The sequence below is a fragment of the Paraglaciecola marina genome, from assembly GCF_004360155.1.
Taxonomy (GTDB): Bacteria; Pseudomonadota; Gammaproteobacteria; order Enterobacterales; family Alteromonadaceae; genus Paraglaciecola; species Paraglaciecola marina.
The window spans coordinates 199,766-217,211 of sequence record NZ_SAIS01000004.1 but is presented as its reverse complement, the minus strand read 5'-3'; the positions used below and the strand labels follow the sequence as shown (position 1 = coordinate 217,211).

At 40.7% G+C, this 17,446-nt stretch carries 16 protein-coding genes; 5 read left to right on the top strand and 11 right to left on the bottom strand.

Features of this window, described 5'->3' with window-relative positions; translation table 11 throughout:
* Nucleotides 1-20: 20 nt before the first annotated feature.
* Entirely contained in the window at nucleotides 21-563 is a 543-nt protein-coding gene (locus EOK74_RS10290) for a TetR/AcrR family transcriptional regulator (RefSeq protein WP_133469916.1), read from the bottom strand.
* Between the two features lie 135 nt (nucleotides 564-698).
* On the opposite strand from EOK74_RS10290, the gene EOK74_RS10285 reads away from it, so the two are divergent.
* The 3 genes from EOK74_RS10285 to EOK74_RS10275 all read left to right on the top strand — a co-directional run bounded on the left by EOK74_RS10285 (nucleotide 699) and on the right by EOK74_RS10275 (nucleotide 2,784).
* Nucleotides 699-1,133, top strand: a complete 435-nt coding sequence (locus tag EOK74_RS10285; protein ID WP_133469915.1) for a VOC family protein — start codon at nucleotides 699-701, stop codon at nucleotides 1,131-1,133.
* 8 nt (nucleotides 1,134-1,141) lie between these two features.
* Nucleotides 1,142-2,083, top strand: coding sequence for a pyridoxamine 5'-phosphate oxidase family protein (locus tag EOK74_RS10280; protein WP_133469914.1), 942 nt, complete (start codon nucleotides 1,142-1,144; stop codon nucleotides 2,081-2,083).
* Between the two features lie 110 nt (nucleotides 2,084-2,193).
* Nucleotides 2,194-2,784, top strand: coding sequence for a LysE family translocator (locus EOK74_RS10275; RefSeq protein WP_133469913.1), 591 nt, complete (start codon nucleotides 2,194-2,196; stop codon nucleotides 2,782-2,784).
* A gap of 5 nt (nucleotides 2,785-2,789) precedes the next feature.
* Here EOK74_RS10275 and EOK74_RS10270 read toward each other — a convergent pair whose 3' ends face one another.
* The 9 genes from EOK74_RS10270 to EOK74_RS10230 form a co-directional block, all read right to left on the bottom strand.
* On the bottom strand, nucleotides 2,790-3,620 hold the full coding sequence (locus EOK74_RS10270; RefSeq protein WP_133469912.1) for an AraC family transcriptional regulator: 831 nt from the start codon (nucleotides 3,618-3,620) through the stop codon (nucleotides 2,790-2,792).
* A gap of 163 nt (nucleotides 3,621-3,783) precedes the next feature.
* Nucleotides 3,784-5,184, bottom strand: a complete 1,401-nt coding sequence (locus tag EOK74_RS10265; RefSeq protein ID WP_133469911.1) for an endonuclease — start codon at nucleotides 5,182-5,184, stop codon at nucleotides 3,784-3,786.
* 271 nt (nucleotides 5,185-5,455) lie between these two features.
* Nucleotides 5,456-6,739 carry a phosphoribosylamine--glycine ligase gene (purD, locus tag EOK74_RS10260; protein WP_133469910.1) on the bottom strand — a complete coding sequence of 428 codons (1,284 nt, stop codon included), beginning with the start codon at nucleotides 6,737-6,739 and terminating at the stop codon, nucleotides 5,456-5,458.
* 11 nt (nucleotides 6,740-6,750) lie between these two features.
* Nucleotides 6,751-8,361, bottom strand: a complete 1,611-nt coding sequence (gene purH, locus EOK74_RS10255; RefSeq protein WP_133469909.1) for a bifunctional phosphoribosylaminoimidazolecarboxamide formyltransferase/IMP cyclohydrolase — start codon at nucleotides 8,359-8,361, stop codon at nucleotides 6,751-6,753.
* Between the two features lie 117 nt (nucleotides 8,362-8,478).
* Entirely contained in the window at nucleotides 8,479-8,772 is a 294-nt protein-coding gene (gene fis, locus EOK74_RS10250) for a DNA-binding transcriptional regulator Fis (RefSeq protein WP_133469908.1), read from the bottom strand.
* Between the two features lie 31 nt (nucleotides 8,773-8,803).
* Nucleotides 8,804-9,817 carry a tRNA dihydrouridine synthase DusB gene (dusB, locus tag EOK74_RS10245; protein ID WP_133470032.1) on the bottom strand — a complete coding sequence of 338 codons (1,014 nt, stop codon included), beginning with the start codon at nucleotides 9,815-9,817 and terminating at the stop codon, nucleotides 8,804-8,806.
* Nucleotides 9,818-10,044: 227 nt separating this feature from the next.
* On the bottom strand, nucleotides 10,045-10,362 hold the full coding sequence (locus EOK74_RS10240; protein WP_133469907.1) for an Mpo1-like protein: 318 nt from the start codon (nucleotides 10,360-10,362) through the stop codon (nucleotides 10,045-10,047).
* 158 nt (nucleotides 10,363-10,520) lie between these two features.
* Nucleotides 10,521-13,265, bottom strand: coding sequence for an ExeM/NucH family extracellular endonuclease (locus EOK74_RS10235; RefSeq protein WP_133469906.1), 2,745 nt, complete (start codon nucleotides 13,263-13,265; stop codon nucleotides 10,521-10,523).
* A 146-nt stretch (nucleotides 13,266-13,411) separates the two neighbouring features.
* On the bottom strand, nucleotides 13,412-14,320 hold the full coding sequence (locus EOK74_RS10230; protein WP_133469905.1) for a LysR family transcriptional regulator: 909 nt from the start codon (nucleotides 14,318-14,320) through the stop codon (nucleotides 13,412-13,414).
* A gap of 168 nt (nucleotides 14,321-14,488) precedes the next feature.
* Between EOK74_RS10230 and EOK74_RS10225 the strand changes: the two genes are divergently transcribed.
* Together EOK74_RS10225 and EOK74_RS10220 are read left to right on the top strand one after the other, a co-directional pair.
* On the top strand, nucleotides 14,489-15,055 hold the full coding sequence (locus EOK74_RS10225; protein WP_133469904.1) for an FMN-dependent NADH-azoreductase: 567 nt from the start codon (nucleotides 14,489-14,491) through the stop codon (nucleotides 15,053-15,055).
* Nucleotides 15,056-15,099: 44 nt separating this feature from the next.
* The gene (locus EOK74_RS10220; RefSeq protein ID WP_133469903.1) at nucleotides 15,100-15,939 is read left to right on the top strand and encodes a pirin family protein; all 840 of its coding nucleotides are present in this window, start codon (nucleotides 15,100-15,102) and stop codon (nucleotides 15,937-15,939) included.
* A 67-nt stretch (nucleotides 15,940-16,006) separates the two neighbouring features.
* On the opposite strand, the gene EOK74_RS10215 is transcribed toward EOK74_RS10220, so the two are convergent.
* Nucleotides 16,007-17,191, bottom strand: coding sequence for an alpha/beta hydrolase (locus tag EOK74_RS10215; protein WP_133469902.1), 1,185 nt, complete (start codon nucleotides 17,189-17,191; stop codon nucleotides 16,007-16,009).
* Nucleotides 17,192-17,446: the final 255 nt, after the last annotated feature.

Genomic DNA, 17,446 nt, shown 5'->3' with positions numbered 1-17,446 from the left:
TAGTATGTAAGTATTTACTTCTAACTGGTGCTAATTAAATATTGAGCCATGATTTTAGCTGTTAAGGCTGAATTTTTAATACCTCTAGTGTGTGCCATGACAATCGCCCCCTCTATGAGCAAGCTAATTTGCTCTGCTTGATTTGTCTCTGTAGCAGTTAACTGTGTTTTGATAAGGTCGACAATTGCTTGTTTATGTTGCGCAGCAAACACATGAATAGGGTCTAGGGAGGCTGCATATTCAGCACTAGCATTTATAAAGTTGCAGCCATAAAATTCATCACTATTGAACCATTCATCTAGTGCGTCAAATATTCCAAGGAGTGGATGCGAGCCTTTAAGAGCTGCCTGCTCAACCTTGCTGTTGAACATGGCTAATATTTGGTTATGGCGCTGTTCTAATACCGCTAAAATTAACTCATCTTTACTTCTAAAGTGTTTATATAGGGTTGCTTTTGACACTTTTGATTGGGCTAAAATTAAGTCGATACCAGTAGCGTGATAACCATATTGATTAAATAAGGTTAATGCGGTGTCGACTAAGTGTTGTTTTCGTGGCTGCATTTTATCTGGTCTTAGTTTTTCTACTTTTATAAATTATAAACATTTTTGCCTTGACGTAAACAAGTCTGTTCACCTATCATGGGTGTACAGATTTGTTCACCCATGCAGATAACATTAATATTAAGGTCATTCTCTATGTGCAGTTCATCTACTCTAGTTGTTGTTGATACAACTCCAATTTCCACGTTGGGCATTCATCACTTAGGCCTAAACGTGCCAGATATTAAACAAACCGCAGCGTTTTTTATTGAGCAGCTGCAGTTTGAACGGGTAGGTGAAAAGCCTGATTACCCCGCAATTTTTGTATCTGATGGCACAGTCATGCTAACCCTTTGGCAGGTTGCTGATAGGGATAATATGGTGAGCTTTAATCGCAAACAAAATATTGGTCTACATCACTTTGCACTTAAGGTGGCAAACATAGAGGCTTTAAATAGTTTGTATCAAAGATTTAAGCTGCTTGATAATGTTGAAATTGAATTTGCTCCAGAGCAATTAGGTGATTTACCCATTCAACATATGATGTGTTTTATTCCTGGTGGGATCCGCCTCGAACTCATTACGGCATAAGATTTATCATGAATAACGATGCAGGAACGGTATGGCATAAGGGCGAAGTGAGTATACAAAAATTAGCTGGCACCTATGAGCGTATGGTTGATATTGGGCCTAAGTTTATCCGTGAGTTTATGCCGCAACAGCATCGAGATTTTTTTAGCGCTTTGACCATGATTTATATCGGCTATATGGATCATCGTATGCAGACACGGGCTAGTTTGTTGTTTGGGGTACCGAATTTTATCCAATCACCGTCAGAGACTGAATTAATTATCAATACTCAAAGCTCGTTAGGAGATTTCATTAACGATGACATCAAAATAGGTGATCGAGTGGGGTTATTGGGTATTGAATTTGACACAAAAAGGCGTAATCGTGCTAATGCTGTAATTACTGATATCAATCAGAAAAACATTCGCTTATCGATATTACAAAGTTATGGCAATTGTCCTAAATATATACAGCCTAAAACTTTGGTGCATAATCAAGGTTATGGTGATTTTTCTTTAACCACAGACTCACATCTTAATCAGGTAGATAAAGACTTTATATCTAGCGCCGATGCCTTTTTTATTGCGAGTCATTTTGATGATGGTCAACAAGGGAATGATCGTGGTGCCGATATTTCTCATCGTGGTGGCAGTGCTGGTTTTGTATCTATCAATCCAAAAGGACAATTGTTGATAGATGATTACCCTGGAAATGGCTTTTTTAATACGCTAGGTAACTTAATAGAAAACCCGCTTGCAAGCTTGTTATTTTGTGATTGGTACAGTGGCAATGCATTGCATATTAGCGTGTCGAGTAAAGTCATTTGGCATGATGACGAAAACCATCGCAGCCATTTATTGACGACAACAAAAGATACTGGCAGCGAACAGATTAAACGCACTTTATGCTTTACGCCAAGTAAGGTTGAGCGTTTTGTTAATGCCTTGGCTTATCGTACTGCTAGCTATTAGACTTTATTGGCGGTGGTTCAAAAGACTCTTAAGGTCATTTTTGTTCAATACTCTTAGCTGTCATTCATCCATGATTAACACTTCATCCAACTTCAATAAGTGTTTTAAAAATGACGGTATCTCTTCTTGTTTCCATGAGCCTATTTGCGCTTGCGGCTTCACTTTCGCCCGGACCTGTAAATATCTTATCTTTGAGTGGTAGTGCTCGTTATGGGCTAAAAGTTGGCCTAGTGTTTGTAACTGGAGCGACGTTTGGATTTATTGCACTATTTTTGTTTATTGGTTTTAGCTTACATTATTTAAATCTAGTATTGCCTTGGATTACACAAGCGATTCAATGGTTAGGTATTTGCTTTTTAATTTACCTTAGTTACCAGCTTTTTATGGATAATGGTGAACTTCAAGTTAACAATAATGGCCATGCTCCCTCTTTTATAACCGGCACTGTCATGCAATGGCTGAACCCTAAAGCTTGGTTAGCTTCGATGTCTGGTATTTCGGCTTATATTCCACAAACTAAACCAAATGAAGTACTGGTATTTGCCGGTATATATTTACCTATTTGCTGGTTATCGCTCGCTATATGGGTTGGAGTAGGCATTGTAGTGGGGCAGTATTTTCAAAGTCATCAAAAAATGCGCTTTATGAATAAAACATTAGCTTTATTGCTAGCGGGTAGTTGTTTTATGCTCTTGGTTTGAGTTTTTTAACAAACCGTGTGGCGGTATTGATTTGGCGTAGCCGCAACACGTTGTTTGAATACTCGTTGAAAATGGGCTTGATCACTAAAACCTGCATCATGTGCCACTTCAACTATGGTATTGCCTGCTTTTAAGGCTTCTTGAGTCGATTGAATTCGGCAGTTCAATCGATATGCATGAGGGGTCATGTTGAATTGTTGCTTAAATGTGCGGTTCAAATACCCAGTACTTAGTCCAAACTCTGCACTAAGACGTTTAATCGGAGTGTTTTCTAGGCAATATTGATTTAGGTAATTTGCTACTTTGTAAAGGGTATTAATAGGTGGAATAGGGGGAGGATTTTCTATTGTGTTATATAAATGGGTGAATAAGCTCAGCAAATAATTTTGCAGACTTTCATGCTTCTGATTGGATGAAAAACTCGTCGACATTAAGTGTGTACATACGGTTGTGAATTCCTCATAAAAACTGGGAATATCTAAGGTGTCGAGAGGCGTATCTTGCCATTCAGCTCTAGCTGTTACTTTCGTATTTGATAATAATGAACTAAGCCACTGTTTGTCTAAATGCATCATGTAATAGGCCCAAGGGGAATCTTGTAAAGGGTTGCAAGCGTGCACGACATTTGGGTTCATCATAACTAATGTCCCAGCTTTAACCTTATGCAAACGCCCTTCACATACAAATTCACTTTTACCCGCTAAAATAGCGCCAATTGACCATTCTTTATGAAAGTGAGGGGTATAACTCACATGACGACCATCTGCTACTTGCCGTAGCTCGACAAAGGGTAATGCTGTGTCACGCCAAAAAATCGGATGTGTTGAGGGTGGCATTTTGTAAAGTATGTCTAAAGAAATATGAATAAAGTAGAGAGTTTAACATAACCAATATTCTTGTTAAAAACCTCAAAAATTAAGGATTAAAAACTTTAAGGTTATTGATACATCCATTTAATCTTAAATTCAGATACTAATATGCTCAGTAGCTATTTTTCGCTTAGAAAGACTGGCCGTTATTTAACGAACCAGCTGTACTTGTTACGGCGGATTTCCAAATGAAGTCATTATAGTTTTGCCCTGTTCCAGACAACTGCAGAGAGTATCCTAAACGAGTTGAACTAGTTTCACTGACATTAATATCTATTGAAGTTAATCCATTCGCTTCACCACTGGTGGCGGTTAAGGTACCTTCGTAACTTAAGAATTGAATCACGCTACCTTTGCCATTGATTAAAGCTAAGCCGTCTGCTGAACCATTTTGTAAGCCACTTATATTGAATGACAAAGTGCCAAATCCGTTTTGTTGATTGCTGATGGTGCCAGACAAAAGAGTGGTCTTGTAAGGCTTGCCATTGTTGCCGTTGTAGGCCACTAATATCCAGCCATCTAGGTTGCTATTGGCAGTACCTGCAATCTCAACAAATTCATTTTGGTCTGTGCCGCTATTGTCATAATGAAGTTCATTTATCCATACATTGCTTGGACTTGTTGCTGTGATATCAAGAGCCGAGTTCGTTCCAGAACAATTGTTTTCGAATACACATATGACATATTCAGGGTGGTCGATAAAGGGATTGCGATTGCCTTGATAGGAATAAACAGTATCGTTGTGGCGGCGTTCAAAGTCATCGACTGGATCGTCTTTGTGCCATTGAATTAAGGTGCTTCTTAGTCCCATGTAGGCGATGGATAGATTATCCCCAGTATTCGACTGGCCAATTAAGGTGCGGTTATCGGTTAATCTAAGATCGGGCTCGGGTTTGCCTGTTACTGAATGTGTGCCGCCCTCGTACCTGACGGCTAAGTACATAAGAGCGCGAGCGGTGTCACCTTTACGTTCGCTCCATGTTTCCCAACTTCCTGTAAAACCTGAGCCGATAGTCCAATTAGATTCACTGTCATCACCCCCTCGGTTATGGTTTGCTGTGGTGACTTTTTCAGCACACCCAGAGTCACATTCGGCATAGGGTTTATTATTACGACTAGAGTTGTAACCGCTGTCTGCCAAAAATAGGTGGTGAGCATCCGTATATGGATAATTACCAGAGCTGTTATCAGGAAATCCATAGGATTTTGGCCAAGCATGTTCGCGGTTGTAATGGCTATTGCCTCCACCGGCTTTTGGGTAGGTTCTGTTGGTATAAATACTAATGATTTGCGCCTTGTCATCAGGGTTTTCATCTGCTTGTTCGAGTATGTCCCAAGTATCAGTGGCACTAGATGTGTACGGAAACCTTTGGTGATCATTAATTATCTGATGCAAAGAGCCTCTTAAGGTTTGTGCTGATTCCGTGTTGACTGAATCATAATAACCAATAGGTATAGCGGCGAAAGATGTACTTGATACGCCTAATGCTAAGCATATTAGCATTAACGTCTGACGTGTTTTTTGGAGCATGATCCGCCTAGTGGTTAGAAAACAATAATTCTTTATAGTGATTTTGAAGTGGTAAAAACAGTATTACAAGTTTACCTATTTACTAATCAGGAAATATACGTTCTTTAATTAAAAACTCAACAAATACAGTAGGTAAAGAGTCAAATAAGGGGGTAACTATTTTATGATACAAGGTAACTTATTTAGCTAAGAATAAATGTTTTACTTGTTGGGTAGATAAACAAAAAGCGCCGAAGCGCTTTTTGTTTATAATGAATTTACTCACTGGTACTTAACTTTGCTCTCGGGCAATAGCACGGTACGCAATATCATCACGATAAAACATGCCATCCCAGCTAATGGTTTTTACTAGTTCATAAGCGTTTTGTTGCGCTTCGGTCACTGTATTCCCTAAAGCGGTAGCACAAAGTACACGGCCACCATTAGTTGTGACCTTGCCGTCAATGTTTTTAGTGCCAGCATGGAACACCTTAGCTTCGTTATTACCTAGCTCTAGGCCAGATATCACATCGCCTTTGTTGTAACTGCCTGGGTAACCACCTGCGGCAAGTACCACACCTACCGATGCTCTGGGGTCAAAAGCGGCTCGAATCTGGTCAAGTTTGCCATCAAGGGCTGCTTCAACCAATTCGACCAAATCAGATTGTAAACGCAACATGATAGGTTGAGTTTCAGGATCACCAAAGCGGCAATTGTATTCAATGACTTTAGGTGTACCGTCAGCCATAATCATCAGGCCAGCGTATAAGAAGCCAACATAGGTATTTCCCTCTGCTGCCATACCATTCACGGTAGGATAAATGACTTCTTCCATTACACGTTTATGAATCTCTGGAGTCACAACGGGTGCTGGAGAATAAGCTCCCATGCCGCCTGTGTTTGGACCAGAGTCGCCATTACCGACACGTTTGTGATCTTGGCTAGTGGCAAAAGGTAAAACGTTTTTACCGTCAACCATAACGATAAAGCTAGCTTCTTCACCATCTAAAAACTCTTCGATGACTACACGGCTACCAGCTTCACCAAATACGTTACCCGCTAACATATCGCGAATCGCATCTTCAGCTTCATCTAGTGTCATCGCGACTATTACGCCTTTACCCGCTGCTAAACCATCAGCTTTAATAACAATAGGTGCGCCTTTTTGCTGCACATAAGCAATAGCTGGGTCTATTTCAGTAAAATTTTGGTAGTCGCCAGTGGGTATCTTATGACGTTCTAAAAAGTCTTTAGTGAAGGCTTTAGAGCCTTCAAGTTGTGCAGCGGCTTGAGAAGGACCAAAGATGGCTAAACCTCCAGCCTGAAACGCATCAACCACGCCTAATACTAAAGGTACTTCTGGGCCAACTATGGTTAAGTCCATGTGGTTTTCTTGAGCAAATGCTAGCAATGCAGGCACATCTTCGGCCCCTACATCAACATTGACTAATTTATCTTCAAGGGCCGTTCCAGCATTACCTGGTGCTAAAAATACTTGAGTAACTTTGCTAGATTGCGCTACTTTCCAAGCTAGAGCATGTTCGCGACCGCCGCCGCCAATAATCAATACTTTCATCAAAATAGCCTTTAATGCTTAAAGTGACGCATACCAGTGAAGACCATAGCAATGCCATGTTCGTCTGCGGCATCAATTACTTCTTGGTCACGCATTGAGCCACCGGGTTGAATGATCGCGCTAATACCCGCTGCTGCAGCGGCATCAATACCATCTCGGAACGGGAAGAATGCATCAGATGCCATAACCGACCCTTCAACTTGTAACCCTTCGTCAGAAGCTTTGATACCGGCAATTTTGGCTGAGTAAACACGGCTCATTTGGCCTGCACCTACACCGATTGTCATGCTGTCATTGCAGTAAACTATGGCGTTAGATTTAACGTATTTGGCGACTTTCCAAGTGAACATTAGGTCTTTAAGCTGTTGCTCAGTAGGTTTTACTTTAGTGACAACTTCTAAGTCTTCTTGTTCAACCATGCCAAAGTCACGGTCTTGAACTAATAAACCACCGTTAACACGTTTAAAGTCATGGCCTTCGGTTAATTGTCCTTGCCAATCACCACATGCTAGTAGACGCACGTTTTTCTTAGCTGCGACCACTTCAACAGCTGTATCACTAACCGTTGGTGCGATAATCACTTCAACAAACTGACGGTCAACAATTGCTTGGGCGGTTGCTGCATCTAACTCGCGGTTAAAGGCAATAATGCCGCCAAAGGCTGAGGTTGGGTCTGTCTTAAAGGCTCGTTCGTAAGCGGCTAATATGTCGTCGCCTAAAGCTACACCACAAGGGTTGGCGTGTTTAACGATAACACAAGCAGGTACATCGAATTCTTTAACGCATTCTAAGGCTGCGTCGGTATCGGCGATATTGTTGAAAGATAACGCTTTACCTTGTAGCTGAGTCGCAGTCGCAACCGAGGCTTCTTGAATGTTGTTTTCAACATAGAACGCTGCTTCTTGATGGCTGTTTTCACCGTAACGCAAATCTTGCTTCTTAGTGAATTGCATATTGTAAGTACGTGGGAACTGGCTGTACTCAGGCTCGCAACAACCTGTTTCACATTCGTTTTCTTCAATCATGGTGCCAAAGTAGTTAGCTATCATGCCGTCGTATTCAGCAGTATGCTCAAAGGCAGCTATGGCTAAATCAAAACGTGTGGCTTGGGTAACGGCATTGCTGTTGGCTTGCATTTCTTTTGTTACGCGTGCGTAATCTTTAGCGTTTACAACAATCGTCACATCTTTATTATTTTTAGCTGCGGCGCGCACCATAGTCGGTCCGCCGATATCGATGTTTTCAATAGCATCTTCTAAGCTACAATCGTCGTTAGCAACCGTTGCTGCGAACGGATACAAGTTTACTACCACCAAATCGATTGGCTGAATATTGTTATCTGCCATGACCTGTTCGTCTTGACCACGACGAGCTAAAATTCCACCGTGAATCTTAGGGTGTAAGGTTTTCACGCGGCCGTCCATGATTTCAGGGTGGCCTGTATAATCAGAGGCTTCAATAACTGTTAATCCGTTGTCGCTAAGTAACTTTGCGGTACCCCCAGTAGATAGCAACTCTACCCCTTGGCTCGCTAAAAATTGGGCAAACTCTAATAAACCTGTTTTATCAGATACGCTGAGAAGTGCTCTACGGATGGGTGTTACTGGTGAATCGTTTTGCATGCTGGTTCCACTATTAATTAAAGCCAAAATACGAAGATAGGGTTTACTTGACTATTTGGTCATAGTCTTTACAAACAAAAAGAGCACCATGAGGTGCTCTTTTATATACAGACTGACTTAGTTCATGCCGTACTGTTTTAATTTCTTGCGTAGTGTACCACGGTTGATACCTAACATGATTGACGCACGGGTTTGGTTACCGCGTGTGAAGGTCATGATTTCTTCTAGCATTGGCGCTTCTACTTCAGCCATAACTAACTCGTATAAGTTTTCGATGTTAGTGTTATCAAGTTGCTTAAGATATTTGTTCACAGCTTGTTTTACAGAATCACGCAAAGGTTTTTGAGCCTGAGTTTGCGAAGGAGTCGTTACCGTAGTGGTAAAAGGAGAAGTTACATTTTGTTCGAACATATAGAAATCTTGCTCTTTAAGTTAGTCGTTATCATACAGCAGTTGAAGCAAGCGCGTCCGAGGACGTAGTTGCTTGTTCATCTGCCAATCTATCAAAGTACACCGCCAATTCATCGAGTTGCTGCCTTGCATCTTCGATAACATTAAACTTTGCACGGAACAGCCGTTGCTGATCTTTTTCTGCCAAATACCAGCCCACATGTTTGCGAGCGATTCTGCATCCCATAAAATCACCATAAAATTGATGAACATTGGCGACGTGTTCTAGCAATACGCTACTCACTTCTTCAATGCTGGGGGCAGCCAGTACTTGACCTGTTTGCAGGTAATGTAAGATTTCTCGAAAAATCCAGGGGTGACCTTGGGCGCCTCGACCAATCATTACAGCATCTGCTTCGGTGTATTCCAGAACATACTTAGCTTTAAGGGCATCTGTAATATCACCATTGGCGACAACAGGTATCGACACAGCTTGTTTAATAGCCTTAATGGTGTCGTATTCTGCATCGCCTTTGTACATACAGGCTCGGGTGCGACCATGCACCGCTAATGATTGAATGCCGTTGTCCTGTGCAATTTTAGCTATTAACAAGCCATTGCGATTTTCGACATTCCAACCTGTGCGTATTTTTAAAGTAACCGGAACATTTACTGCTGCAACCACCGCCTGAATGATTTTTTCAACCAGAGCTGGGTCTTGCAATAAAGCTGAACCGGCTAACTTTTTATTTACTTTTTTAGCGGGACATCCCATGTTGATATCAACAATTTGTGCCCCGTTTTTAACATTAAATTGTGCCGCTTGTGCCATTAGCACGGGATCAGACCCGGCAATTTGCACAGAACGTAAGCCTTCTTCACCTTCATGGTCCATACGTTGTTTGGACTTATCTGTGTTCCAAACCTTAGGATTAGAAGAAAGCATTTCTGATACCACTAGGCCCGCACCTAAACGTTTACATAATTGTCTAAACGGGCGATCAGTTACTCCAGCCATTGGCGCGAGCATTAAATTGTTTTCTAACTTATGCGGACCTATCTGCATCATATAAGGAGTTGTTTGCCTTTATTTAAATCGTGCAAAAAATGTTCGTCATGTCAAAAAGGGGCGCAAGTTTACGGTTTTTTTGTGAGCTTGAAAAGGCTCCAAATCAAAGATATTTGTACTTTTTTTAGTCAAACCATATTGACTTTAAAAAAACACAGGTTTTTTGAGGGATTATTTGGTTTTATAGAAGGGCTAACTAAAGAAATGGCTAATCTCAAAATACCTTAAAACGGAATTTTTCCAAATAATATATCTCTGAACATGACCCAATCACCTAATAGGCTGTAAAAAGGATGTTTAAACGTTGCGGGTTTGTTGTGTTCAAAAAAGAAATGTCCAGCCCAAGCAAAGCCATAACCTAAAGCGGGTAAAAACCATAACAGTGACCACTGAGCAGTTACTAAAGTGTAAGCAACTAATATTAAAATTAATGCTGAACCAACAAAGTGTAAGCGTCGACAAGTGTTGTTTTTATGCTCTGACAAGTAATAAGGATAAAACTCAGCAAAGTTTGTGAATGGGGGTTGTGTGCGTGTAGTCATAATGAACTGTCCGTAAAAATACTAACATTAAACTAACATGTCGGGTTCAGTTCGAATGTCTAATTAGCGACAATTCATATAATCATCAGGTGAAAAAAAGCCACATCAGTCAATTTGATTGATGTGGCTTTTTTAAACATGATTCACATCATGTCATGTTAACGAGTTACTTTTCTACGAAGAAACAAGGCGGCTAAGCCTAGTAATAAGAACCCTAGGCCAGTTGAACCACCTGAACCATTGTTAGATGAGGTGTCATCGTCCTCAGGTTCCTCTTCTGGCTCGTCAGCGGCAAAGCTTACAGATACGATGAAAGGGTCGTGGTCTGAGCTTCTATATGGGCCAAGGTCAGTAAAGGCATAACCATCTTCAACACTGTAGTAGCTTAGAGCTTGGTCGTATTGCAGTTGGTAAACTTCAACTGAGTTAATGTTCCAGTGTGTGGCATCAACAATGTCATCCATAAATGCACTACTAGCTAAAATGTGGTCTAAACTGCCCACTTGCATAGAATCATAATACCAATAAGAGAAGCCATCGGCGTCAAAGGTTTCAGCTACGTTTTCATAACCATAGGTTGTGGTAACGTCTACCGAAGCACCTTCATCTAACTCTGTACGAGCTGCTGTGGTGATAGTGTATCCACGCTCTGCTGGATCGTAATCAGTTAGTACGGCAAGAGGATCTTCAGCTGAGTATGCATTCAAATCACCTAAAATCATCACTCTGTCTGGTAAATCAGCGGCTTCTAGGGCATCACCTAAAGTCACGGCTGCTGATACACGTAGCGCATTACAACTACCTTGAATGCTGTCAATATCTGTTGTTTCTACAGAATCTTCATAACATCCTGACCCTTTAGACTTAAAGTGGTTAACCACTACTGCAAATGACTCACCGCTTTCGTCATGGGTGAAACTTTGTAATAAAGATACGCGCATTTGTGCATAACTAGTGTCATCAGATAACAACTGTGATGGCATATCAATTTTAATTGCTTCGCTTGATGGCGTAACAACAGATGCACGGTAAATTAAGCCTACTGCAATGGCATCTGTACCAATTAAGCTATCGTCAGCAGTGGTGATGAAGCTATAGGCATTATCATCTGACTGTTCGGCGTTAACCGCATCAACCAAGGATTGAATTGCGCTATCGTCACCAAACCCATCGTTTTCAATTTCCATTAGGCCGATAACGTCCGCATCCATTGCAACAATTGCTTCTACGATTCGTCCTTCTTGTAGCTCAAACTCTTCTTCGCTCTCGGCACCGCGGTTAGCGTCATAATCAAATGTCACACCACCGTTACCGTCGTCGTCACCATTGAAGTAATTCAGTACATTGAAAGTTGCAATTTTTACGTCACCTTCATCAATGCTAGGAGATGCTTCACGGGCGCTTAACACTGTGAAGTCTGCTGCTGTGGCATTTATACGGTATTTACTGAATGAGTAGTTTAGTGGTCCAGTTGCTGTGACAGTATCACCTACACCAATGGCATTGGTATAACTAAAGTCACTGAAAAAGCTTAATGTATCTGGGTAACTGTTGGAGTTATCATCTTCAACATAAATAATGTTGGCAGCGTTATCTATAATTTGTTGTTCGTACTCAGCCGTAAGTGGAGCATTAAGATCAGTTGGTTGGCGTTTAAGCTCATTGCTCAATCCAAGCTCACCATATTGCCATAGGGTATCAGTATCGAAAACAGTGAGGTCGCTTACACTTACCATCATGCCTTCGTAATGCTCTAAGTCGTCTGTTTCAGCCATTGGAAAGGACACATTAGCTGTGGTAATAGATGCAGTGGTTTCGCCACAATCTAATAAACTAGTAACACTTGTTACTTGGGTAAGGTCGTAATATTCGTCTACTGTTCCTAATATTCGCACAGTGTGATTAACAGTCGGTAAAGTATCAGTGTAATAAACAAAAACTCCTTCAGATGTACTGCTATCTTGGTCTTCATCTGAGACTTCTTCTTGCATGAAGAATCCATTGTCACGAAGACCTGTCACAACACCTTCTACTATAACTTCTGAGCCATCCAATGGAGAAGCCGTATCAGAACCTTGAACCGCGCTGATATACGCTAAGCCTTCAGAGTCAGTGGCAAAACATGCGCCTATTTCAATTGGCTCTTCGATTTCTTCTTCATCTTCCTCTTCTTCAGAACTTAAAGCTGAAAATAGGACATCGTCAAAAAAGATGTTTTCATTACCAGAGTTGATGTCTGCACTTACCGTTAGAGTTAAGGTCTCACCTAAGCTGTTGGTAGAGATAAGATCATCCAAATCGACGGTTAATGTTTGCCATTCAGAGGCTACACCAGCGTCTCCATTAGATAAGTTTTGTAAAACCGTTTCACTAACAGAGTAAAGCTCTATATTAGATGTGCCATCTGAGATAGATACTGTAAAAAAGTCATCGCTTTCGAAGGTGTCTTCATTTATCCAATAGTTAATTGTAAGCTGACGGTTTTCGTAACCGCTTACATCTACTTCTTCGAAAACAACATCTAAGCGGCCATCTGTGTCATTAAATTCAAAGTTATGCTCTATCCCATCTGCTATAGGCACACCTGCTGCACTTACATCGGGTGAATTAGTGGCGTTATAACTATTCACACCGATAAAATCACTACCGTCTGAACCTTCAGAGGTATCAATTGGACCATCGCCTACACTGCGGCTGTCAAACCAATAGGTTTGAAAATCTAGGTCATCACCTCCAATATTAAATGCGCCAGTGTTACTTAAAGCGGTACCATCGGTTACGGCTTCTGTGGTGTATGTGCCATCTGAAGATAGGCCATTAAAATTTTGCTCTGCAATTATATCGTCAGCGTAAGCTAAAGGCGAAATAGCCAAAGCCAAGCAAGTTGGTATAGCTTTTAACATGTTCATCTCTCTTAAATATTATGTTTATTTTTTGTGTTGTAGCTAAAATTCTTAACAACTGCGTGAGCCATTAAGCACGTGAGATTAGATAAACTGAACCGTTTGGTCAAGTATTGGATGGGCGACAAAAAGTACTCCGAGAGTAATTAATTAACTCGCCAATAAGGAGTGTCTCCATAGTACTTAGCTAGGAAATCGATAAGTCCCCTGACCCTTTGCGATAGATGCCGAGTCTTAGGATAAACTGCATAGGCATTAACAGCCTTACCTTTTAGTTGCTCACGAAATAGCGGTATTAGTTGCCCGGCGCTTATGGCTTGATAACAAATAAAGTCTGGTCCTAACAGTAAGCCTCTGCCGGCAATGGCTTCTTCACATAAGTAGCTGCCATTATTTGAGCTCACTGTAACAGGGATTTTGATTGTCACTTCTGCACCATCAACTGAAGTAAACCGCCAAGCATCGGGGATCAGGTTGTACCTTAAGCGAACATGTCCATTATTTAAATCGCTAGGGACTTTAGGTTCACCATACCTTTTTAAATAAGCGGGGCTAGCGCATAAAACAGGGGTCATAGAGGTTATCTTTCTGGCTATTAGGCTAGAGTCAGCCAAATTAGAAATTCTGATGGCCAAATCGTACCCATCCTCTATTAAATCCACTTTTCGATCGTTAAAATCCACATCAAAAAATATATTGGGGTGCGCATCGTTAAATTGGCGTAGAGCTGGGGCTAGGTGTTTAAGCCCGAAGGAAAAGGGTACTGAAAGTCTAATTTTACCTGCGAATGAACAATGCTCATCTTTTATGCTTGATTCAACTTCGGCTAAGTCTTCTATGATACGAATACATTCTTGGTAGTAACTGCGGCCTGAGTCAGTCAAGGTTTGCGAGCGAGTTGTGCGGGTTAACAAAGTAACACCTAGACGCTTTTCTAACTCGGTTAACTTGCGGCTCACCGCTGATTTCACTATATCTAGTTGCTCTGCGGCTTTGGTAATACTGCCTGCCTCGACAATACGCACAAAGGTCTGCATATCTTCAAATTGATTCATTCGCACTTTATCCTGCTTTTTTCACCTAGCTATAATAAATAGCCTAGCACTATTGTTCATAATTTAAGAACAATGATTTTGATTTTAGATTGTTTTTCTTTCTCAAATCAACAGTAATATAGCTGTCAGTTCAGAATCATTCCTTAAACTTTATTGGAGAATACAAAAATGAAAACAGTTTTATCAATTAATTCCAGCGGTCGTTACCAAGATTCTTTAACCAGACAAGTGTCTGCAAAGTTAATCACAGAACTTAAAAATCAGCATACAAATTTGCAAATAAATGAACGGGACATAGCCTCTGGTTTATCTTTTATCGATGAGCAGTGGATTGGCGCAAACTTTACTGACCCAGAGCTAAGAGAGCAGCCTCAGAAGGAAGCGTTAGCATTCTCCGATGCTCTAGTGAAAGAACTGCAAGATGCCGATGAAGTTATTATCGGGTCACCTATCTATAATTTTGGTGTACCTGCCGTGCTTAAAGCTTGGATTGACTTAATTGCCCGTGCTCGCGTCACTTTTCGTTATACCGAAAATGGTCCAGAGGGATTACTAAAAAATAAAAAAGTGTATTTGGTTATGGCTTCAGGTGGTGTACCAATTGGCAGTGCAATGGACCTAGCGACTCCTTACTTAAAGCAGGTAATGGGCTTTATCGGGATCACAGACGTTACTGTCGTAGATGCGACTAAAATAGATTTAGTCAGCGATAACATACTTACCCACTCGCAATGAACTTAATCGTCCATACTTTTTAATTTGAAAAAAGGAGCCCCTAAATGGCTAAATTTAGAAATGTTCAACAGGTGTTTAGAGGGCTCCCAGCTTCAGATGGCGCTGGGGTGCAATTGACTCGTATTATTGGTACTCCTTATATCAATATGCTTGACCCTTTTTTATTGTTAGATGCTTTTGGCTCTGATCAGCCACAAGACTATATTGCAGGGTTTCCACCGCATCCTCATCGAGGCTTTGAAACTGTAACTTACATGTTAGCTGGCAAGATGCGCCACCAAGATAGTGTTGGCAATGAAGGCATAATTGAGGCTGGTGGCGTACAGTGGATGACTGCCGGTAAAGGTATCATTCATTCGGAAATGCCTGAGCAACAAGATGATTTACTAGCCGGGTTTCAATTGTGGGTGAATCTACCCAAGTCACATAAAATGACTGAGCCGGCTTACCAAGAGAAAACACGGAATGATATCTCAGTGGAAACTCGCCAAGGATTGAGCCTTACCGTGATTGCTGGGCAAACTCAAAATGGCACAAAGGGTGTTATTGATAACCCATTTGTGGACCCCATTTATTGGGATGTGCAACAACAGCCTGATAGGCTTTTCACAGAAAATATCCCAGCAGGACACAACAGTTTTATTTATGTATACCAAGGTGAAATTCAACTTGTTGGCTCTCAAGAAACCATTCTTAAGGGCCATCTTGTGGTGTTAACCGATGGCGATACAATTGAAATTAATGCTTTAAGTGCGGCTAAGTACTTATTGATTGCAGGTAAACCTTTGAATGAACCTATTGCTAGAGGTGGCCCTTTTGTCATGAATACCCGAGAAGAGATAAACCAAGCATTTGTGGATTATCAAATGGGAAAACTTGCTTGAACTCCTAGTTATTAAACTTTAGTGTACAGGTAAGTCGTTTTTATTGCCTGCGGCTGGTTTTATTTCATCAATGAGTAATTAAATAGTTCTTATTAAGCAACCAAAAATTATTTTCAATATTTATAAGGGGTCTTTTTACTGAACCAGGGTGAGCGTTGTATAAAATTAGATTAATTAAATCAGAGCTTACCGCAGGGTTACTATGAAAGTAGTCATGGCCAATTAAACTATTAGATGTGGGCACTTTGATTAGACTTACATTTCCCGCTGCTTTAAACACTTCCCTTTCGTTGAGGTTGATATCTTGCGTGTTTAAACGTCCAAAGCTAATAGTGTTAGTTAACCATTGAGATAACCCAAGTGCGCTATCTTCTTGAGAGGTATAAATGGTTATCTTTCCAAATGCAGGCCCAAATTGCTCTGCCATGAGCCGTTGTTTGATGATACCAAAATCTAAATCTGGGGCAGCGAGTATTAAGTTTTCAATACGTAAATCTTGTCTAGGGTTTCCGCCCCCAGCTCTATTTTGGATGATAAGCTCTCTTAGTGTTGTTGTGACTACATCGGTCCCGCGGCTGTGGGCAATAATATGTATATTTTCTACTTTTGGGTTGTTGAACAATGCCCGTAAGGTTTCTTTCAAATGAAAGATAGTAAACTGACCAGATTCTTTATCCGCAAGGTAGCCAGTTACACCACCAGCCGCAGCAGGCCATGAATACACAATAGGCACCCCTTGACGCTGTAAAAAATGCCAAATTCCTGCAAGGGTGAAAACAGACTCATCAAAAGTGTTATTAAACCCATGTACAAATAGAATAACGTCTTTCTTTGTCGACCCCTCTAATTGTTCATTGACTATTTGATTAAATTTATTTTCATGGTGTTGCTTTTTTTCTTTAACAGATTTATCAATCGCTAGTCGACCATGAACCTTATGAAACTTATATGGCGACACTGGATAGCGCCCTAACTCCTTCACTTGTTCTAATACATAACTTAAATCAACAGAACGTTTTGGGGCATTGCTTTGAGCCACTAGTTCATGCCAATGTAATGAGGGCTCTTCAAAATTAACCTTAGCTAAACCGTAAGCCATTGATGGTGAACGTTTTGCGTTATAGTTTTGCCCCGCTTTCTGAGAAATTGCACGGTCAGTGACATAAATTAACTTCATACTTGTTTCACGAAGTGAAACGGGGACATCACTTTCTAAATACGGTTTATTAAGAAATACATTAGGTGTAGGCATCAAGGAAGGCTTTGAAGTACAAGCAGATAGAAGCAAGACAAGTGCAGCAAAAAATATGTAAGAAGTACATTTACAATGACCAAGCAAGTTTTGCCCCTTAGTAACTCTATATTGTTATCTAATAGTGAAATATATAGATGTGAAAGGCCAGCTAGTTATTTTCATTCAACGAATGAGTAAATTAATTTTTAATTCACCACGCTTTTTGGTTAATGTTAACATTGAATATATAACTTCTTGTTCCTTGAAATCAGC